This is a genomic window from Variovorax sp. 01T432 (assembly GCF_056398605.1).
In genome coordinates, this window is the sequence record NZ_JBFTPS010000066.1 from 14,665 (window position 1) to 33,145 (window position 18,481).

The 18,481-nt window shown below is 68.4% G+C and carries 16 protein-coding genes and 1 pseudogene; 8 read left to right on the forward strand and 9 right to left on the reverse strand.

The window, feature by feature from the left end:
* Positions 1-95 precede the first annotated feature (95 nt).
* Together AC1DNF_RS31285 and AC1DNF_RS31290 are read right to left on the reverse strand one after the other, a co-directional pair.
* On the reverse strand, positions 96-737 hold the full coding sequence (locus AC1DNF_RS31285; RefSeq protein ID WP_478152553.1) for a CoA transferase subunit B: 642 nt from the start codon (positions 735-737) through the stop codon (positions 96-98).
* Position 738: 1 nt separating this feature from the next.
* The gene (locus AC1DNF_RS31290) at positions 739-1,554 is read right to left on the reverse strand and encodes a CoA transferase subunit A (RefSeq protein WP_478152554.1); all 816 of its coding nucleotides are present in this window, start codon (positions 1,552-1,554) and stop codon (positions 739-741) included.
* 89 nt (positions 1,555-1,643) lie between these two features.
* Between AC1DNF_RS31290 and AC1DNF_RS31295 the strand changes: the two genes are divergently transcribed.
* The gene (locus AC1DNF_RS31295; protein WP_478152555.1) at positions 1,644-2,231 is read left to right on the forward strand and encodes a LuxR C-terminal-related transcriptional regulator; all 588 of its coding nucleotides are present in this window, start codon (positions 1,644-1,646) and stop codon (positions 2,229-2,231) included.
* 33 nt (positions 2,232-2,264) lie between these two features.
* Here AC1DNF_RS31295 and alkB read toward each other — a convergent pair whose 3' ends face one another.
* From alkB to ada, 3 genes are read right to left on the reverse strand one after another with little or no spacing between them, the layout of a single operon-like run.
* Positions 2,265-2,921, reverse strand: a complete 657-nt coding sequence (gene alkB, locus AC1DNF_RS31300) for a DNA oxidative demethylase AlkB (RefSeq protein WP_478152556.1) — start codon at positions 2,919-2,921, stop codon at positions 2,265-2,267.
* Positions 2,922-2,931: 10 nt separating this feature from the next.
* A complete protein-coding gene (locus tag AC1DNF_RS31305; protein WP_478152557.1) occupies positions 2,932-3,615 on the reverse strand; it encodes a 2OG-Fe(II) oxygenase in 684 nt (227 codons plus the stop codon).
* Entirely contained in the window at positions 3,612-4,688 is a 1,077-nt protein-coding gene (gene ada, locus AC1DNF_RS31310) for a bifunctional DNA-binding transcriptional regulator/O6-methylguanine-DNA methyltransferase Ada (protein WP_478152568.1), read from the reverse strand. The genes AC1DNF_RS31305 and ada overlap by 4 nt, the downstream gene beginning before the upstream one ends.
* A 181-nt stretch (positions 4,689-4,869) precedes the next feature.
* Between ada and AC1DNF_RS31315 the strand changes: the two genes are divergently transcribed.
* Positions 4,870-6,468 (forward strand): OpgD/OpgG family glucan biosynthesis protein, encoded by a 1,599-nt coding sequence (locus AC1DNF_RS31315; RefSeq protein ID WP_478152558.1) that lies wholly within the window; start codon positions 4,870-4,872, stop codon positions 6,466-6,468.
* Between the two features lie 265 nt (positions 6,469-6,733).
* On the opposite strand, the gene AC1DNF_RS31320 is transcribed toward AC1DNF_RS31315, so the two are convergent.
* Both AC1DNF_RS31320 and AC1DNF_RS31325 read right to left on the reverse strand, forming a co-directional pair.
* Complete coding sequence (locus AC1DNF_RS31320; RefSeq protein WP_478152559.1) at positions 6,734-8,194, reverse strand: L-type lectin family protein; 1,461 nt, start codon at positions 8,192-8,194, stop codon at positions 6,734-6,736.
* 267 nt (positions 8,195-8,461) lie between these two features.
* Complete coding sequence (locus AC1DNF_RS31325) at positions 8,462-8,866, reverse strand: FKBP-type peptidyl-prolyl cis-trans isomerase (protein WP_478152560.1); 405 nt, start codon at positions 8,864-8,866, stop codon at positions 8,462-8,464.
* 121 nt (positions 8,867-8,987) lie between these two features.
* Between AC1DNF_RS31325 and AC1DNF_RS31330 the strand changes: the two genes are divergently transcribed.
* The 3 genes and pseudogenes from AC1DNF_RS31330 to AC1DNF_RS31340 all read left to right on the forward strand — a co-directional run bounded on the left by AC1DNF_RS31330 (position 8,988) and on the right by AC1DNF_RS31340 (position 11,779).
* Positions 8,988-10,382 carry an ethanolamine ammonia-lyase subunit EutB gene (locus AC1DNF_RS31330; protein ID WP_478152561.1) on the forward strand — a complete coding sequence of 465 codons (1,395 nt, stop codon included), beginning with the start codon at positions 8,988-8,990 and terminating at the stop codon, positions 10,380-10,382.
* Positions 10,379-11,128, forward strand: a pseudogene (eutC, locus tag AC1DNF_RS31335) (ethanolamine ammonia-lyase subunit EutC); the annotation flags it as partial. The gene AC1DNF_RS31330 and the pseudogene eutC, both read left to right, overlap by 4 nt.
* A gap of 72 nt (positions 11,129-11,200) precedes the next feature.
* Positions 11,201-11,779, forward strand: coding sequence for a peroxidase-related enzyme (locus tag AC1DNF_RS31340; protein WP_478152569.1), 579 nt, complete (start codon positions 11,201-11,203; stop codon positions 11,777-11,779).
* Positions 11,780-11,800: 21 nt separating this feature from the next.
* Here the strand turns inward: AC1DNF_RS31340 and AC1DNF_RS31345 are convergent, their stop codons facing one another.
* Complete coding sequence (locus AC1DNF_RS31345) at positions 11,801-13,534, reverse strand: phosphoethanolamine transferase (RefSeq protein ID WP_478152562.1); 1,734 nt, start codon at positions 13,532-13,534, stop codon at positions 11,801-11,803.
* A gap of 79 nt (positions 13,535-13,613) precedes the next feature.
* Here AC1DNF_RS31345 and AC1DNF_RS31350 point away from each other — a divergent pair, with 79 nt between their 5' ends.
* Positions 13,614-14,297: a response regulator gene (locus AC1DNF_RS31350; protein WP_478152563.1), complete on the forward strand. Its 684-nt coding sequence runs from the start codon at positions 13,614-13,616 to the stop codon at positions 14,295-14,297.
* Positions 14,294-15,664, forward strand: coding sequence for a sensor histidine kinase (locus tag AC1DNF_RS31355; RefSeq protein WP_478152564.1), 1,371 nt, complete (start codon positions 14,294-14,296; stop codon positions 15,662-15,664). The genes AC1DNF_RS31350 and AC1DNF_RS31355 overlap by 4 nt, the downstream gene beginning before the upstream one ends.
* A 19-nt stretch (positions 15,665-15,683) precedes the next feature.
* Here AC1DNF_RS31355 and AC1DNF_RS31360 read toward each other — a convergent pair whose 3' ends face one another.
* A complete protein-coding gene (locus AC1DNF_RS31360; RefSeq protein ID WP_478152565.1) occupies positions 15,684-16,466 on the reverse strand; it encodes an SDR family oxidoreductase in 783 nt (260 codons plus the stop codon).
* Between the two features lie 117 nt (positions 16,467-16,583).
* Between AC1DNF_RS31360 and AC1DNF_RS31365 the strand changes: the two genes are divergently transcribed.
* The gene (locus tag AC1DNF_RS31365; RefSeq protein WP_478152566.1) at positions 16,584-18,281 is read left to right on the forward strand and encodes an electron transfer flavoprotein-ubiquinone oxidoreductase; all 1,698 of its coding nucleotides are present in this window, start codon (positions 16,584-16,586) and stop codon (positions 18,279-18,281) included.
* Positions 18,282-18,481: the final 200 nt, after the last annotated feature.

Below are 18,481 nucleotides of genomic sequence, written 5' to 3' on the forward strand. Positions count from 1 at the left end.
CCCAATGCAAGGGATACCGCGGAACCGGCTTCGCCGGGCCGCCGGTATCGCCCCCTCAAGGGGGAGGCGCCGCAGGCGCTTCGGGGGTGTTTCACCTAGCGGATCAGCTTGACCCCGGTCTTGGCCTGCACCGCCTCGAAGCTCACGCCGTCGGCCAGTTCCACCACGCGCAAGCCCTCGGGCGTCACGTCCATCACGGCGAGGTCGGTGATGATGCGGTCGACCACGCCCACGCCCGTCAGCGGCAGCGTGCATTGCTCGAGGATCTTCAGGTCCTCGGTGCCGTCCTTCTTCTTCGCGACGTGCTCCATCAGCACGATCACGCGCTTGACGCCGGCCACGAGGTCCATCGCGCCGCCCATGCCCTTGACCATCTTGCCGGGGATCATCCAGTTGGCGAGATCGCCCTTGGCGCTCACCTGCATCGCGCCGAGGATCGAGAGGTTGATCTTGCCGCCGCGAATCATCGCGAAGCTGTCGTGGCTGCCGAAGATCGCGCTGCCGGGCAGCGTGGTCACCGTCTGCTTGCCGGCGTTGATGAGGTCGGCGTCGACCTGGTCCTCGGTCGGGAAGGGGCCGATGCCGAGCATGCCGTTCTCGCTCTGCAGCCAGACTTCCTTGTCCGTGGGCACGAAGTTCGCGACCAGCGTCGGGATGCCGATGCCGAGGTTCACGTAGAAGCCGTCCTCGAGTTCGCGTGCCGCGCGCGCGGCCATCTGATCCTGGGTCCAGGGCATGTCAGGCTCCTTCTTTCTTGTTCACGGGCACGCTCGGCACAGGGATCTCGCTGCCGGCGGCCGCCAGCGCGATGGCCGCCTGCGCCTCGATCTTGGCGGCATCGATGTCGACCGGCGCCGAGGCGCTCACGGTGCGCTTCTCGATGCGCTTCTCGGGGTTGGCGTTGAGCACGATGCGGTGCACGTAGATGCCCGGCAGGTGGATGTCGTCCGGCGCGAGTTCGCCGACCTCGACGATCTTCTCGACCTCGACGATGCAGACCTTGCCGGCCATCGCGGCGGCCGGGTTGAAGTTGCGCGCCGTCAGGCGAAAGCGCAGGTTGCCGGACTTGTCGGCCACGTGGGCCTTGACCAGGGCGACGTCGGGCACCAGCGAGTGTTCCATCACGTAGGTCTCGCCGCCGAACTCGCGCAGTTCCTTGCCCTGCGCAACCAGCGTGCCGACGCCGGTCTTGGTGAAGAAGGCCGGGATGCCGGCGCCGCCGGCGCGCAGCTTCTCGGCCAGCGTACCCTGGGGCGTGAATTCGAGCTCCAGTTCACCGGCCAGGTACTGGCGCTCGAACTCCTTGTTCTCGCCCACGTAGCTCGCGATCATCTTCTTGATCTGGCGCGTGCCGAGCAGCTTGCCGAGGCCGAAGCCGTCGACGCCCGCGTTGTTGGAGATGCAGGTCAGGTTCTTGACGCCCGAATCGTGCAGCGCGTCGATGAGCGCCTCGGGAATGCCGCAGAGGCCGAAGCCGCCGACCGCCAGCGTCTGGCCGTCGGCCACGACGCCCTTGAGCGCCGCGTCGGCGGAGGGATAGATCTTGTTAGCCATGGGTCCTCGCTCGGTGAAGTGGAGGGTTGAATGAAGCGTGATTCGGAGACCGAGACGATACTACGTACAGGCATACGTAGTATTTCGTAATGGAGACACCCGACAGCATTCAGGAGGACATCGACTACCGGCTCGCCTTCGAGGAGGCGCCGGTGGGCATGGTGTTGTCGCGCGAGCGCATCATCGTCGACTGCAACGCGCGCCTGTGCGAGATGTTCGGCGCCGCGCGCGAGGCGCTGGTCGGCCAGTCCTTCCGGGTGCTCTATCCGAGCGTCGCGGAATTCGAGCGCATTGGCAAACGCATGGAGCCGATTCTCAATGCCAGCGGGCGCTACGCCGACAACCGCATGATGCGGCGCCTCGGCGGCCTGCACGGCGCCTTTGCCGGCGAGACCTTCTGGTGCCACGTGAGCGGCCGCGCGCTCAACCGCGCCGCGCCGCACGAGGCGGGCATCTGGACCTTCGAGGACCTCGGCTCCCGCCGCACCGCCAAGGCCGCGCTCACGCCGCGCGAGCGCGAGGTGGCGGCGCAGGTGATGAAGGGCCTGACCTCCAAGGAGATCGGCAAGGCGCTCGCCATCAGCCACCGCACGGTCGAGATCCATCGCGCGCGGCTGATGCGCAAGTACAGGGCGGCGACGACGGCGGAGCTGGTGCAGAAGCTGATCGCGGGATAGGCCGGCAACGACCGGCCCTGGCCGCTCGTGCGCTCAACCGGCCTTGCGAAAGGTCAGGTTGATGCGGCAGGCGCCCGTCAAGGGGTGCCACGCCTCTTTCAGCGGCAGCACGCCATGATGGTGCAGGCGCGCGGGCCCGCCCCACACGACCACGTCGCCATGCGCGAGCGGTATGCGTTGCGCCTTGTCCGCCCGCTTCGCGCCACCGAACAGGAACAGGGCGGGAATGCCCAGCGACACCGAGACGATCGGCTGGCCATGGTCGCGCTCGTCGCGGTCCTGGTGCAGCGAGAGCCGCGTGCCTGGTTCGTAGCGGTTGATCAGGCAGGCATCGGGCGCGAAGCCGTGGAAGCCGGCTTCGGCGGCGGCCTCGCGCGCGAGCCGGCCGAAGGCGTCCGGCAGGGGCGGCCAGCGCAGTCCGCTCTCGGGGTCCAGCGCGGTGTAGCGATAGCCGCTGCGATCCGAGACCCAGCCGAGTTCCCCGCAGTTGGTCATCGCGACCGACATGCGCAAGCCCCCGGGCGTGAGCATGTGGCGAAGCGGCGCCCGCGCCATGACCGCCTCCACCCCGGCGAGCAGCACCGCCTCGCGCGGCCGGGCAAAGCCGCGCAGCACCACCGCGCCCGGGCCCAGCAGCTGCGTCGATGGCGCTTCGGGTTCAGTCAACGATTCGAACAGGTCCAGTGTCATGGCGTCTCGATCATGTCGCATCATGAAAGATGATGCCCGCGGTATGCCGAAGCCCCGAGCGCACCCGGCTCACGCCATGGCGCAGGTTGACGCGGTAGATGCCGCGCGTGCCCTGCACCGGCCGCTGATGCACCGCGATCACGGCGGCATCGCCCTGGCGCAGCGGCAGCACCATCGGGCGCGACTGCATGCGCGGGCGCTGCTCGGTCATCACGAACTCGCCGCCCGTGAAATCGCGGCCCGGCTCGGACAGCAGGATCACCAGCTGCAGCGGGAACACATGTTCGCCGTACAGGTCCTGGTGCAGGCAGTTGTAATCGCCGGCGCCGTACCGCAGCAGCAAGGGCGTCGGCCGCGTCTGGCCCGCCGCGTGGCAGCGCGCGATGAACTCGGCATGCAGCGCCGGATAGCGCACGTCGATGCCCATCGCCTGGTTCCAGCGATTGGCGATCGGCGCGAGCCGGGGATACATCTCCTCCCGCAAGGCGGCCACGCGCTCCGGCAGCGGGTAGGCGAAGTACTTGTACTCGCCGCGCCCGAAGCCGTGCCGCTCCATCACGATCCGGCTGCGAAACGGCGCCTCCTGCGCGTAGAGCCCGGCGAGCCCGGCGCATTCCCTCGGATCGAGCAGGCCTTCGACCACCGCGCCGCCCTGGTCGTCGAGATCGATCGCCATCTGTTCCCAGTCGATCATGCGCCGCCCGCCTCCCGCCGCAGCAAGGCGCTCTTGCGCTCCACGCCCCAGCGGTAGCCCGACAGGGCGCCGTCGCTGCGGACCACGCGGTGGCACGGAATCGCGACGGCCAGCGTGTTCGCGCCGCAGGCCTGCGCCACGGCGCGCACCGACTTCGGCGCGCCGATGCGCCTGGCGATGTCGGCATAGCTTGCGGTGCGGCCAGCCGGGATCTCGCGCAAGGCCTGCCACACGCGCTGCTGGAAGGCCGTGCCGCGCACGTCGAGCGGCAGATCGAGCCCGAGGCCCGGCGCCTCGACGAAGCCCACCACCCGCGCGACCCAATGCTCGAAGGCGGCATCGCCGCCGATCAGCCGGGCCTGCGGAAACCGGTCCTGCAGTTCGCGCGCCAGCGCGTCGGGGTCGTCGCCCAGCGCGATCGCGCAGACGCCGCGCTCGCTGCGCGCGACCAGGATCGCGCCGAGCGCGCATTCGCCGATCGCGAAGCGGATGTCGGTGTCCGCGCCGCCCGCGCGCCAGGCGGTCGGCGTCATGCCCAGCAGCTCGTTCGAAGCCTCGTAGAAGCGCCCGTTGGAGTTGTAGCCGGCATCGTAGATGGCGCCCGTCACCGTGTCGCTGCGCGCCAGTTCCATGCGCACGCGCTTCGCGCGGTGCGCCGCCGCATAGGCCTTGGGCGTGAGGCCCGTGACGGCCTTGAAGACCCGGTGCAGGTGGGAGCCGCTTACCCCCGCCCGCCCGGCGAGGTCATCCAGCGTGGGTGCCTGCTCTGCGCTCTCGATGAATCGGCACAGCCCGGCCACCATGGCCGAATGCCGCGCTGTCCGCGCGGGCTGGTCCGGCTTGCAGCGCTTGCACGGGCGAAAGCCCGCGCGCTCGGCCTCGGCCGCCGTGGCATGGAAGTCCACGTTCTCGGGCAGGGCGGCACGGGCCCCGCAGGAAGGCCGGCAGTACACGCCGGTCGTGCGGACCGAAAAGAAGAAGCTGCCGTCGGCCGCGGCATCGCGCGCCACCACGGCGGCCCAGCGCGGATCGCTCACCGTGGCGAGCGCCCGCATTTCGTTCGGATTGCGCATGTTCACTTTGCATCCTTTCGAGATGTCATGGATCGATGGCTCCACTGTAGGCATCGGTGCGCGCGGGCGCACTCCGGGTCTTGCTTTCGAATTCGACTGTAGGACAGCGCCGATGCCTGCCCGGCTGCTTCCGGTCTTCGCCTACGGTCCGCGCCGCGCGGCTTCGTTAACATTTGGGCCAATGATCGATCGTCGCTCCTTCCTCACCGCCGGCGGCGCCTCCCTGGCGCTCGCTGCCCTCGGCCTCTCTCCCGAGGCCTTCGCCGCCACGGGGCTCAAGCTCAGCGAGCCCAGGCCCTTCACCTTCGACCGGCTGGTGGCACGCGCCAGGATGCTGGCCGCCAAGCCCTACGTGCCCGAAGGGTCCCTGCCAACCGATGTACTCGAACGCATCGACTACGAGCAGCACGGCAAGATCAAGTTCGACACCGACAGCGCCTTGTTCCGCGACGGGCCCGGGCAGTTTCCGGTCACCTTCTTCCATCTCGGGCGCTACTTCCAGGTGCCGGTTCATATGTACGTGCTCGAAGCCGCGAGCGGCGACAGCTTCGCGCGCGAGATCCTCTACGACGCGACGTACTTCTCGATGCCGGCCGACAGCCCCGCGCGCCAGCTGCCCGATGGCGTGGGTTTCGCCGGCTTCCGCCTGCAGGAAAGCCGCCTGGGCGACCAGAAGAAGCTGCCCTGGCAGACCAACGATTGGGTCGCCTTCCTCGGTGCCTCGTACTTCCGCGCCATCGGCGAGCTCTACCAGTACGGATTGTCGGCACGCGGCGTGGCGCTCGACGCCGCCATGCCCGACAGACCGGAGGAGTTTCCGACCTTCACGCGCTTCTTCTTCGAGCCGCCGGCCGATGCGAGCTCGAATTCGATGACCGTCTACGCACTGCTCGAGGGGCCGAGCATCACCGGCGCGTACAAGTTCGTCCTGCAGCGCGGCAAGGGCGTGCTGATGGACATCGACTGCCGCCTCTTCCTGCGCCGCGACGTCGGCCGCTTCGGCCTGGTTCCGCTGACCTCCATGTACTGGTATTCCGAGACGGTGAAGGCCACCGGCGTCGACTGGCGGCCCGAGGTGCACGATTCCGATGGCCTCGCGATCTGGAACGGCGCCGGCGAGCGCATCTGGCGGCCCTTGAACAACCCCTCGCAGACGCGCGCTTCCGCCTTCAGCGACACGCATCCGCGCGGCTTCGGCCTGCTGCAGCGCGACCGCGCCTTCGACCACTACCAGGACGGCGTCTACTACGACAGGCGCCCCAACCTCTGGGTCGAGCCCTTGGGCGACTGGGGCGAAGGCTCGGTACAGCTCATCGAGATACCGACCGACGACGAGATCCACGACAACATCCTGGCCGCCTGGGTGCCCAAGGCGCCGGCCACCGCAGGCAGCAGCTACGCGATCAAGTACCGCCTGCATTGGACGGCCGAGGAGCCCTTCCCTTCGCCGCTCGCGCGCTGCATCGCGACGCGGCTCGGCCGCGGCGGCCAGCCCGGCCAGCCGCGGCCGCAAGGCGTGCGCAAGTTCATGGTCGAATTCATCGGCCAGCCGCTGGAGACGCTGCCCTTCGGCGTCAAGCCCGAACTGGTGCTGACGGCCTCGCGCGGGAAGTTCTCGTATATCTTCTGCGAGGCCGTGCCCGACGGCGTGCCGGGCCACTGGCGCGCGCAGTTCGACTTCACGGCCGAAGGTCCGGAGCCGGTCGACATGCGGCTCTACCTGAAGAACGGCGAGCAGACGCTGTCGGAGACCTGGCTCTACCAGTACACGCCGTTCTAGGCGGCCTGGGCGAGGCAGACCCGGGCGTTCGCTTGGGTCGGATCAGTCGGTCAGCGTGATCGACATGCTCCCCACGGTGTCGGCATTGCCCCGCGCTCCTGCTCGCGCCCGCGCCGCCTCGGCAACCGACCGATCCCCCCACCAGCATCGCCGTCGCACTCATGCGTGCTCGTCGAGGTGCGGCCGAGGCGTCTCACAACGCACCAAGAAAAAAGCCCAGCGCAGGGCTGGGCTGACTGATGGATGCGCCCGGAGGCCTGACGCCTTACTTCTTTTCCCAGGCCAGCAGCTCGACCAGGGGAGAGGTCTTGCCGTCGGCGGTCTTGCAGATGAACATCGAGACGTTGGTCACCAGCTCGGTCTTGGGCAGGTTGAACACCCGCTTCACCTTGTTGTTGCCCCTGACGTCCTCCGCCCCTGGAACCGCATGCCAGGAGACACTGTGGTCCGTCGAATAGTTGATGAAGAAATCAACCGCGCCGTGCTTGGTGAACTCCGTGCTGTCGGTGGGCTCCACGGCATTCGCCGGGTCGTCCTGTCTGGACACGATCACGATCTGGTTGACCGGGACGGGCGTTCCGTCCGTGGTCTGGGGGCCGACCTCCATGCAGACGCCCGGCTTCAGCGTGGGCTCCTGGGCAGACCAGGGGGCGACCGCGTTCCATCCCTTCTGGGCCAGGTCGCCGTCCACCAGTTCCGCAGGCGCCTTGCCGCCGAAGTAGCTGCCGACGTTCGCCCACATGTTCCACTTCGCCAGCGGGTTGTCGATGGGCAGGCGCCTGCCATCAGGTCCCACGCCATTGGCGCAGTTGGTCGCGGTCGTCTTTCCGTCCACCGTCAGCTTGAGGTTGCGGACCTCATGGTTGGCGCCGCCCGCCCCGTTGGTGGCGGCAAGCCCCATCAGGAGTTCCGCCGGCGGCGTGTAGGCGAAGTCCACGTTCTTGAGGATCTCCCGGCCGTTCACCGTCAGGTTCAGCACATAGCCGGAGCTGGCCGGCGTACGCGGCTTCATGTCGAGCACGACGTGGCGCACGGATGGCGCGCTCGCCTTGCTGCGATCGGTGCAGGTGAAGCAGATCTCCATCGAGTCGTTCAAGGATGCGCCGGCAACGTACGGATACTTGTCAGCCTGCGGGCCGCGCACCGCGGCCGCATTGCCGTGAACGCCCCTGCCGGTGACGGCGGTCCCCTCCAGCGGCCCCGGCAAATGGAAGCGGCCGATGCCGCAGTAGTTGTTCGAGAAGTTGCCCCCTTCGTCAAGTGCGACTCCCAGATAGGCGCCCGCCATGCCGCAGTAGCCCAGGCCACCGCCCGGCTCGCCGCCCTGGCCGGCACCTGCCGCGTTCGCATCGGCGAAGTAGATGGCCAGGCCGTCGTACTGGCCGCCCCACATCAGATAGTCGAACTCCGCCCGAATCGGAACCCCGGATGCCAACTTGGCGTTCGCTTGCACCTGGCCGAGCACGGCATCGACCCGAGGGGTCAGCCGCAGCCAGCCGCTGCCGTCGGTCGTCGGCATGAGGGGACTGCCTAGGCGCAGACCGGAAATCGTCCAATCCGGCGCGCTGTTGGCGTCGGTGAAGACGCCCTCGATGCTTTGCGTGCCGACCTGGGCATGCGCCGCGATGCCCGATGTCAGGCCAGCGACCACCAGGCAGGCGGCCGATGCGAGATGCGAAAGCCGGCGCGCGGAGCGGCGAGCGTGCGTCGTGTGCGAAATACTCATTGTTTCCCTTTGAGACATGGAGAATGGCAACACCCGCGCGGCATCTGCCGCCGCGAAGGTGTCCGGAAAGACGCCGGGACGACGGGTTCACCGCGAACGCGCGGCGCCTCCATCCTCCAGACGCCCATCGCATCGCTCGTGACAAAGCGCTGCGATGGGAGCGGGATTCTCGGCCCGAATCGCCCCCAGGAAACTGCTGAATTCTGGCGGCGCCGCAAAAAAGAAAAAGCCCGGCAAGGGCCGGGCCTTCGGAGCGATGCGACGGCCTCAGCGCTTCGTGACCGAGATCAGTTCGATCTCGAAGTTCAGCGTCGCATTGGGCGGAATCACGCCGCCGGCGCCGCGCGTGCCATAGGCGATGGAGGGCGGGCAGGTCAGCCTGGCCTTGCCGCCCGGCTTCATCTTCTGCACGCCCTCGGTCCAGCAGGGGATCACGCCATTGAGCGGAAACTCGGTCGGCTCGTTGCGCTTGTAGGAACTGTCGAACTCCTTGCCGTCGAGGAAGGTGCCGCGGTAGTGGACCTTGACGATGTCGGTGGCGGCGGGCGAGGCGCCGGTGCCTTCCTTCAACGACTGGTAGACCAGACCGCTGGCGGTGGTGACCGGGCTCTGGGCCCACGCGGCGGAAAACGAACAAAGGGACACGAGTGCTGCAAGAAAGTAGGAACGCACGGAATTTCCTGGATGAGTGAAAACGGTCCATTATTGCGAGGCACGGCCGCATCGCTCTTGCACCGAGATCCCTTCAACCACCTGAGGCTCGCCCCAGGGCTTGCACGCTTGAATCACTGACATGCGCTACCGCACGACGATCGACTCCCAGGTCTTCGGCTTCGACGACCTCCGGCAGGTCATGGCCGCCGCGAGCCCCGCGCGCTCGGGCGACTACCTGGCCGGCATCGGCGCGGCCACCGCGCAGCAGCGCATGGCCGCGCGCCACGTGCTGGCGGACACGCCGCTTCGTCAGTTCCTCACCGAAGCGCTCGTTCCCTACGAGGACGACAACATCACACGGCTCATCATCGACGGGCACGACGCACGGGCCTTCGCGCCGGTGTCGCATCTGACGGTGGGCGACTTTCGCAACTGGCTGCTGTCCGAGCCCGCCGACACCCAGGCCCTGACGGCGCTGGCCCCCGGGCTCACGCCCGAGATGGTGGCCGCGGCCTCGAAGCTGATGCGCAACCAGGACCTCATCGCCGTCGCGCGCAAGTGCAGCGTGGTCACGCGCTTTCGCGACACCATCGGCCTGCCGGGCCACCTGTCGGTGCGGCTCCAGCCCAACCACCCGACCGACGACCTGCGCGGCGTCGCGGCCTCGACGCTGGACGGGCTGCTCATGGGCGCCGGCGATGCGGTGATCGGCCTCAACCCGGCATCCGACAGCATGTCCGTGCTGGCCGACCTGCTGCGCATGCTCGACGAGGTGATCCGGCGCTTCGAGATCCCGACCCAGAGCTGCGTGCTGACCCACGTCACCCACACGCTGAAGCTGGCCGCCGCCGGCGCGCCGGTCGACCTGGTCTTCCAGTCGATCGGCGGCACCGAGAAGACCAACCGCGCCTTCGGCGTCACGCCCGAGTTGCTCGACGAGGCCTATGCCGCCGCGCTCTCGCTCAGGCGCGGCACCGTGGGCGACAACGTGATGTATTTCGAGACCGGCCAGGGCAGCGCGCTCTCCGCCGATGCCAACTTCGGCGTCGACCAGCAGACTTGCGAGGCGCGCGCCTACGCGCTGGCGCGGCGCTACAAGCCGCTGTTGATCAACACCGTGGTCGGATTCATCGGGCCCGAGTACCTCTACGACGGCAAGCAGATCATCCGCGCCGGACTGGAAGACCACTTCTGCGGCAAGCTGCTCGGCCTGCCGCTGGGCTGCGACGTCTGCTACACCAATCACGCCGAGGCCGACCAGGACGACATGGACACGCTGCTCGTGCTGCTCGGCACCGCGGGCATCAACTTCATCATGGGCGTGCCGGGAGCCGACGACGTCATGCTCAACTACCAGAGCACATCCTTCCACGACGCGCTGTTCCTGCGCGAGTCGCTGGGCCTGAAGCGCGCGCCCGAGTTCGAGGCCTGGCTGGGACGCATGGACATCACCGACGAGGCCGGCCGCCTGCGGCCGCCCTCCTCCAACCGGCTGCTCGCCGGCATGAACGCGCTGAAGGCGCTGGGCGCATGACGGACGACATCGTCACCAGAAGCCCCTGGCGCGAGTGGCGCGACGCCACGCCCGCGCGCCTGGCGCTCGGCCGCGCGGGCGCGGGCATGCCGACCGATGAGGTGCTGCGCTTCGGCTGGGCGCACGCCATGGCGCGCGACGCGATCCACGCCGCCCTCGACATCGCCGCGCTCGAAGCATGCCTGCGCGCCGACGGCTGGGAGGTGACGCGCGTGCGCAGCCGGGCGCCGGACCGCGCCACCTATCTGCGCCGCCCCGACCTGGGCCGCCAGCTCGACGCGCAAGACGCGCAGGACCTTCGCGCGCTGGCCGGGCCGCCCTGCGACCTGTGCATCGTGATCGGCGACGGCCTGTCGTCGCTGGCGGTCGCGCGCCATGCCGTGCCGCTGCTGGCCGCCCTTCGTCCGCACCTGCCGGCGCACCTGCGCATCGCGCCGCTCGTCATCGCCTCGCAGGCTCGGGTGGCGCTCGCGGACGAGGTGGGCGAACTCTTCGGCGCGCGGCTGTCGGTCATGCTGATCGGCGAGCGCCCCGGGCTCAGCTCGCCCGACAGCCTCGGCATCTACATCACGCATTCGCCGCGGCGCGGCCGCAGCGACGCCGAGCGCAATTGCATCTCGAACGTGCGGCCCGAAGGGCTTGCCCACGGCCTGGCCGCCTTCAGGCTGGCATGGCTGCTGCGCGAATCCCTGCGACGCGGCCTGACGGGCGTGGAACTGAAGGACGAAAGCGATCTGGCCGTGCTCGCGCCGAAGGCTGCCGGCGGCGCTCCGGCTGAGCCGATGCCTATGATGCAAGCCCCGCAACAGGAGACACCCATGACCGCGCGCTACCCCATGGCCGAGCTGAAAGACCTGCCCGACGACATCCGCAAGACGGTGCTGGAGGTGCAGGAGAAGGCGGGCTTCGTCCCCAATGTGTTCCTCGCCCTGGCGCGCCGGCCGGCCGAGTGGCGCGCCTTCTTCGCCTACCACGACGCGCTGATGCTGAAGGAGGAAGGCTCGCTCACCAAGGGTGACCGCGAGATGATCGTCACCGTCACCAGCGCCGCCAACCAGTGTCTCTACTGCGTGGTTGCGCACGGCGCGCTCCTGCGCATCTATGAGAAGAAACCGCTGGTCGCCGACCAGGTGGCCGTCAACTACCGCAAGGCCGACATCACGCCGCGCCAGCGCGCCATGCTCGACTTCGCGATGAAGGTCTGCGAACGCTCGCACGAGATCGACGAGAGCGATTTCACGCCGCTGCATGCCCACGGCTTCAGTGACGAGGACATCTGGGACATCGCCGCCATCACCTCCTTCTTCGGCCTGAGCAATCGCATGGCCAGCTTCAGCGGCATGCAGCCGAACGCGGAGTTCTTCCTGATGGGGCGCGTGCCGCGCGAGAAGAAGTAGCGGGGTCCCGGCAAGGCCGGCTCAGCCGCCCGGCTTGATGCCGCGGCACGAAGCCAGCGCGTCCAGCGCGGGCTTGTAGGTCGGCGTAGCGACGTCCATCAGGCCGAGCACGGTGTGATAGAGGTTGTCGTGCGAGAGCGGCGTGTCCAGGCCCGCCTGCATGCAGGAGTGCGAGAGCTTGCGCCGCGCGAGCATGCCATCGGCAAACCAGGTCACCATCGGAACGTGCTTCTGCGCCTCGGGCGCGAAGCTGTAGGGCACGCCGTGCAGGAAGAGCCCGTATTCGCCCAGCGATTCGCCGTGGTCGCTCAGGTAGAGCATGGCCGTGTCGTAGTCGCCCGAGCGGGTCTTGAGCCAGTCAATGGTCTTGCCCAGGAAGCGGTCGGTGTAGGCAATCGAATTGTCGAAGCCGTTGACCAGTTCGGCATGGCTGCATTCGGCCAGGGCGTTGGTCCTGCACTCGGGCGTGAAACGCTTCATGTCGGGCGAGGAGCGCTTGTAGTAGGCAGGCCCATGGCTTCCCATCTGGTGCATCACCAGCACGACGCCCTTGCCGCGGCGCTCGGCCGGCAGCGCCGCGATGCGTTGGTCCAGGCCCTGGAGCAAGGCGTCGTCGAGGCATTCGTCGCCGTCGCACAGCGCGCGCTTCGCGGCCGCGTCGAGGCCATCGAAGGCGGAGGCGCTGGGAATCCGGTCGCACACGCCCTTGCAGCCGGCCTGGTTGTCGAGCCAGGAGACCGCGAGGCCGGCGGCCTGCAGCACATCCATCAGGTTCTCGTACTCGTTCTTGCGCGCCTCGTAGCCCTCCTTGCCCAGGGGCGAGAACATGCAGGGCACCGACGCCAGCGTGTTGGTTCCGCAGGAGTGCACATTGCGATAGCTCAGCACGCCGCGCGCGGCAAGCTCCGGCGTGGTGTCGCGCGCGTAGCCGTTGAGCGCGAAGTGGTCGGCGCGCGCCGTCTCGCCCACCACCAGCACGAACAGCGGCGGCCTGGCCTGCGCCGCATAGCTGGCGCCGAGCGCCGAGCCGGCGCTGATGGGACTGAGCCTGCCGCTGCGCTGGAACAGCGGCTCGATCAGCGTCGAGCCGGTCGAGAACAGGCTCGCCACCGGATTCATCATGTAACGCAGATGGACGTTGTTGCGCATCAGCGGCGCCAGTTGCCGGCCCATCGCGATGATGCTCGCGGCGGCGATCGCGAAGACGGCAAGAAGCAGCAGGGCATTGCGCCAGATCTGCGAGAAGGGGTGCATCGGGACGATGCGCACGCGCCACAGCGCCCAGGCCGGCAAGGCCACCACCGCCAGCACGTTGAACAGCAGACGCCAGCTCAGCAGGTCGCGCACCTCGTTCGGGTCGGTCTGCAGCGCGTTGGCCATCATGCTGGGGTCCATGACGACCCGGTAGCTCAGCATGTAGTGCTGGGCCACGGCGGCCAGCACCACGACCGCCATCCAGATCGGTTTCATCCAGCGCGACCAGGCGGTGAGGGACAGCAGCGCCACGCTGCTGCAGACGGTGAGGAGCGCCATCACGACGATCGACGGCACGTAGATGCTCGGCGCGCCGCCGATGCGAGCCAGTTCGAGCCACAGCGGCCAGTTGGCGGTGAGCGCCAGGTAGACGCTCAGCCCGACGATCACGTGGCGCGCGGAACGCGGGCGGGCGAACCATCGATCGAGGGTGGACCACGGCGTGGCCGCGATCGCGGGGGAGGAGGAAGGGCGAGGACCGGCGGAAGAGGAACGAGTCATGCAGCAGTCAGCTTAGTTTTGCGGCCTTAACGCAGCCTGAAGGCGAACTAGACTCGGCATTCTTTGAATGGAGGCTGCGGTGCGGATATTGCTGGTCGAAGATGACACCGCGCTCGCCGGCGCGGTCTGCAGCTACCTCGAGGCCAAGGCCTTCGTCGTGGACGTCACGCCCAGCCTCGCCGAGGCGCGCGCCGCGCTGGCCGGCGTGCAGTACGCGGCCGTGCTGCTCGACCTGCACCTGGGCGATGGCGACGGCCTGTCCCTGCTGCCCACGGTGCGCGCGCTGCGCGAACGCCCGATCGTGATCGTCCTGACCGCGCGCGACCAGGTGACCGACCGCATCCGCGGCCTCGACGCCGGCGCGGACGACTACCTCATCAAGCCCTACGACCCGGCCGAACTCCTCGCGCGCCTGCGGGCGGTCGAGCGCCGGCGCAGCGCCAGCAGTTCGCCCGTGCTGAAGCTGGGCACGCTGGAGGTCGACCTCGGGCGCGAGATGGTGCGCAAGAACGGTGTCCCGGTCACGCTCACGCAGAAGGAATGGGCGCTTCTGCGCGTGATGGCGACGCGGCCCGACCGCATCCACACGCGCGAGAACCTGGCCGACGCCCTCTACGGCTTCGGCGACGAGGCGGACAGCAACACCCTGGAAGTCTTCATCAGCCGCCTGCGCCGCAAGCTCGGCCGCAGTCACATCCAGACGCTGCGCGGGCTGGGTTACCGCCTTTCGTTCTCGCCGGACGAGGAGAAGGAAGGAGAATGAAACTGAATCTGCTGGAGCGGGCCGGCAACGAAAGCCTTGGAAGGCGGGACTCGCTGGCCGGCCGGCTCACGCGCACGCTCATCCTCTGGGTCGGCGGGGTGTGGCTGCTGTGCGTGCTGGGCACGGTCTGGTATGTGGACCGCGAAGTCAACCACAACTTCGACAGCGAGCTGGTGGAAGTCTCGCACCGGATGTTCGACATGGCGCAGCAGCAGCTCGAGACGCTGCTGCGCGAGAACCCCCAGGCGCGCGCGCCGCTGGTCGCGCCACCGAAGCTGTTTCCGAACGATACGCTGCTCTTCCAGGTGGTCGATGTGCACGAACGGGTGCTGCTGCGCTCCATGGAGGCCCACGCCAACGCCTTCGACGTGCCGCTCGCTCCGGGCTTCGCCAATGCCCAGGGGTGGCGAATCTACACCTTGCAGCATCCCACGAAGGATCTGTTTCTCCAGGTCGCCGATCCGCTGCGTGACCGGCGCGCCGCGCTCAACCGTACGCTGCTCGGGCTGATCATTCCCCTCGGCGCCGTGCTGCCGCTGCTCGCGCTGGTATTGCGCAACGTGGCGCGCAAGGAGCTGCGCACGATCCAGGCGCTCTCCGGCGAGATCGAGCTGCGCGGCGGCACGGACCTGCGCCCGATCCAGCTCCCCGGCCTGCCGCGCGAGCTGCGCACCGTCGGCGACAACGTCAACCGGCTGCTGGAGCGGCTCTCGCAGGCGCTCGAAGTCGAACGCGCCCTGGCCGAGAACGCCGCCCACGAACTGCGCACGCCGCTGGCCGCCGCGCGCCTGCGGCTGCAGACCGCGCTGGAGCATGATCTCTCGCGAGCAGACGTTCAGGGCGCGCTGGATGCGTTGCAGGTGCTCGGCCACCGCACCGAGAAGCTGCTGCAGCTCTCCAGGGCGGAATCCAGCGCATCACTGGCGCGCGCGCGGGTCGATCTGGTCCGGCTCGCCGGCACGGTGGCGCAGGAGTTCTGGCAGGACCCGCGGGTGAACGAGCGCCTGTCCCTGAGGGTGCCGGACGATGCGGCGCCGGTGGCCCTCGGCGATGTCGACGCGCTCGCGATCGCCCTGCGCAACCTGGTGGAGAACGCCCTGCACTATGGGCGCGGGCGTGTGGTGCTCGAGGTGATGGTGCCGTGCACGCTGGCCGTGCGGGATTTCGGCCCGGGCGTGAGCGCGGAGCAGCTTCGCACGCTGCAGCAACGCCACGTGCGCCACGCGTCCAGCCGCGCCGGCTATGGGCTGGGCCTGTCGATCGTCGCGACCATCGTCGAGAAGCACGGCGCGCGACTCGAACTGGCATCGCCGCCGCCGGGTTCCGCGACCGGTTTCGAGGCGCGCATCGTCCTGCCGCGCGCCTGAGGGGCGGCGCCGGGCCGCGTCAGAGCGAGAAGCCGTCGTCGGCCGCGATCACCGCGCCGTTGACGAAATGGCTCTGGCCGCTGGCCAGCAACACGATCAGGCCGTCCAGGTCGTCGGGCTTGCCCACGCGCTTGCGCGGCAGCATGCCCACCAGCTTCTGGCCGTCGTCGGAGGACCAGTGGTCCTCATTGAGATCGGTCGTGATGTAGCCGGGGCACAGCGCATTCACGTTGATGTCGAAGCGGCCCCACTCGAGCGCCATCGCCTTCGTCATCTGCACCACCGCCGCCTTGCTCATGCAATAGACGCCGATCTTGGGCAACACCCGCAAGGCCGCGACGGAGGCGATGTTGATGATGCGCCCGCCGATGTAGGTGCCCGGCGCCGCGCCCTTCGCGCGCGCCAGCATGCGCTTGCCGACTTCCTGCGCGACGAAGAAGGAGCCCTTGACGTTCGTGTCGAAGATGAAGTCGTAGTCCTGTGTGCCCACTTCCTCCAGTCGCTGGGTGGTGCTGACTCCGGAGTTGTTCACCAGGATGTCGATGGGGCCGACTTCGGTTTCCGCGCGGGCGACGGCGGCCTTGATGCTGCCGATGTCGGTCACGTCGAGCTCGACCACGTGGGCGTCGCCGCCTTCGCCTTCGATGCGCGCGCGCAGCTGCTTGAGCTTGTCGGTGTGGCTGCTCGCGAGCACGACCGCGGCGCCGGCCCGCGCGAGCGCCTTGGCGAACTGCGCGCCCAGGCCGCTGGAGGCGCCGGTGATGAAGGCCACGCGGCCGGAGAGATCGATGCTGTAGGCCATGACGAGAATCCTGTTGGGGTCGCCGGTGCGAGCCTTCGGCGGACAGCGGCCGCCGCATAAAATGATCCGGCCTCCGCGGTGCCTCGCACCTTCAAAAACATTATCGACGAGACCCACATGACGCACGACGAAATACTCGCCCAGTTCGGCCCCCGCGAAACCATGGAATACGACGTGGTGGTGGTGGGCGCGGGTCCCGCCGGCCTTTCGACCGCCATCCACCTGAAGCAGCTGGCCGCCTCGCACGGCAAGGAGATCTCGGTCGTGGTGCTCGAGAAGGGTTCGGAGCCGGGCGCGCACATCCTCTCGGGCGCCATCATGGACCCGCGCGCGCTGTTCGAGCTGCTGCCCGACTGGGAGGAGCAAGGCGCGCCGCTGAACCAGCCCGTCACGCAGGACACCTTCCTGATGCTGAGCGAGACGGGCGCGACGCGCACGCCCAACTTCATGCTGCCGAAGAACTTCCACAACGAGGGCAACTACATCGTGAGCCTGGGCAACGTGGTGCGCTGGCTGGCGCAGCAGGCCGAGGCCCTGGGCGTGGAGATCTTCCCGGGCTTTCCGGCGGCCGAGGTGCTCTACACCGATGATGGCAAGGTGCGCGGCGTGGCCACCGGCAACCTGGGCATTGGCAAGGACGGCGAGCCGACCGACCACTTCCAGCTCGGCATGGAGCTGCACGCCAAGTACACGGTGTTCGCCGAGGGCGCGCGCGGCCACCTGGGCCGGCAGCTGATCGCCAGGTACAAGCTGGACGAGGGCAAGGACCCGCAGAGCTACGCGATCGGGATCAAGGAGCTGTGGGAAATCGACCCGGCGCGCCACGAGCCGGGGCTGGCCGTGCACACGGCGGGCTGGCCGCTGAAGTCGGACACCTACGGCGGCTCCTTCGTCTATCACGCGGAGAACAACCAGCTCATCATCGGCTACGTGGTCGGGCTGGACTACCAGAACCCGCACCTGAGCCCCTTCGAGGAGTTCCAGCGCTTCAAGACGCACCCGAACATCCGCTGGTACTTCGAGGGCCAGGACAAGGGTCTGAAGGCGCCCAAGCGACTGAGCTACGGTGCGCGCGCGATCACGGCGGGCGGGCTGCTGTCGTTGCCGAAGACGGTGTTCCCGGGGGGCGCGCTGGTGGGCTGCGAGGCGGGCTACCTGAACGCGAGCCGCATCAAGGGCAGCCATGCGGCGATCAAGACCGGGATGCTCGTGGCAGACGCCGCCTACGAGGCCGTGATGGCCGGGCGGCAGCACGACGAGCTGACGGCCTATCCCGCCGCGTTCGAGAAGAGCTGGCTCTACACGGAGCTGAACAAGGCGCGCAACTTCAAGCAGTGGTTCAAGAAGGGGCTGACGGTCGGCACGCTGATGACGGGCATCGAGCAGTTCGTGCTGCGCGGGCACATTCCGTGGACCATCCATCGCACGCAGGCCGACCACGAGCGGCTCAAGCGTGCATCGGTGTGCAAGAAAATCGTGTACCCGAAGCCGGACGGCAAACTGACCTTCGACCGGCTCTCGTCGGTGTTCGTGAGCAACACGAACCACGAAGAGAACCAGCCGCCACATCTGACGCTGAAGAACGCGGCGGTGCCGACGGAGATCAACCTGCCGGAATACGCGGGGCCCGAGAGCCGCTACTGCCCGGCAGGGGTCTATGAGTTCGTGCCGGATGCGACGACGGGCAAGGAACGGCTGCAGATCAACGCGCAGAACTGCGTGCATTGCAAGACCTGCGATATCAAGGATCCGACGCAGAACATCGTGTGGGTGACGCCTGAAGGGGGCGGCGGGCCGAACTACGTGGGGATGTGAGGGGTAGGTGCGGGGGCGCGGCGGGGGGCAGTGTGCCAATCGGTTCGGGGGCGCGGCGGGGGGCGGTGTGCCCTTGGCCGGCCGACGTCACCGCCCCTTCGGGGTCCCCTGCGCTGCTCACGTCAGGCGGGGTCACGTGCAAACTCGCTTCGCTCAAACAGCACGTGCCCTTATCCGCCTGCCGCTGCGCTGCTCGGCGG

Excerpts from the sequence above, each read along its gene's own strand:
- alkB (WP_478152556.1), bottom strand. The coding sequence starts at position 2,921 with ATGACACTGGACCTGTTCGAATCGTTGACTGAACCCGAAGCGCCATCG.
- AC1DNF_RS31295 (WP_478152555.1), top strand. The coding sequence starts at position 1,644 with ATGGAGACACCCGACAGCATTCAGGAGGACATCGACTACCGGCTCGCC.
- AC1DNF_RS31360 (WP_478152565.1), bottom strand. The coding sequence starts at position 16,466 with ATGGCCTACAGCATCGATCTCTCCGGCCGCGTGGCCTTCATCACCGGC.
- AC1DNF_RS31340 (WP_478152569.1), top strand. The coding sequence starts at position 11,201 with ATGACCGCGCGCTACCCCATGGCCGAGCTGAAAGACCTGCCCGACGAC.
- ada (WP_478152568.1), bottom strand. The coding sequence starts at position 4,688 with ATGCGCAATCCGAACGAAATGCGGGCGCTCGCCACGGTGAGCGATCCG.
- AC1DNF_RS31285 (WP_478152553.1), bottom strand. The coding sequence starts at position 737 with ATGCCCTGGACCCAGGATCAGATGGCCGCGCGCGCGGCACGCGAACTC.
- AC1DNF_RS31305 (WP_478152557.1), bottom strand. The coding sequence starts at position 3,615 with ATGATCGACTGGGAACAGATGGCGATCGATCTCGACGACCAGGGCGGC.
- AC1DNF_RS31315 (WP_478152558.1), top strand. The coding sequence starts at position 4,870 with ATGATCGATCGTCGCTCCTTCCTCACCGCCGGCGGCGCCTCCCTGGCG.
- AC1DNF_RS31320 (WP_478152559.1), bottom strand. The coding sequence starts at position 8,194 with ATGAGTATTTCGCACACGACGCACGCTCGCCGCTCCGCGCGCCGGCTT.
- AC1DNF_RS31355 (WP_478152564.1), top strand. The coding sequence starts at position 14,294 with ATGAAACTGAATCTGCTGGAGCGGGCCGGCAACGAAAGCCTTGGAAGG.
- AC1DNF_RS31345 (WP_478152562.1), bottom strand. The coding sequence starts at position 13,534 with ATGACTCGTTCCTCTTCCGCCGGTCCTCGCCCTTCCTCCTCCCCCGCG.
- AC1DNF_RS31290 (WP_478152554.1), bottom strand. The coding sequence starts at position 1,554 with ATGGCTAACAAGATCTATCCCTCCGCCGACGCGGCGCTCAAGGGCGTC.
- AC1DNF_RS31330 (WP_478152561.1), top strand. The coding sequence starts at position 8,988 with ATGCGCTACCGCACGACGATCGACTCCCAGGTCTTCGGCTTCGACGAC.
- AC1DNF_RS31365 (WP_478152566.1), top strand. The coding sequence starts at position 16,584 with ATGACGCACGACGAAATACTCGCCCAGTTCGGCCCCCGCGAAACCATG.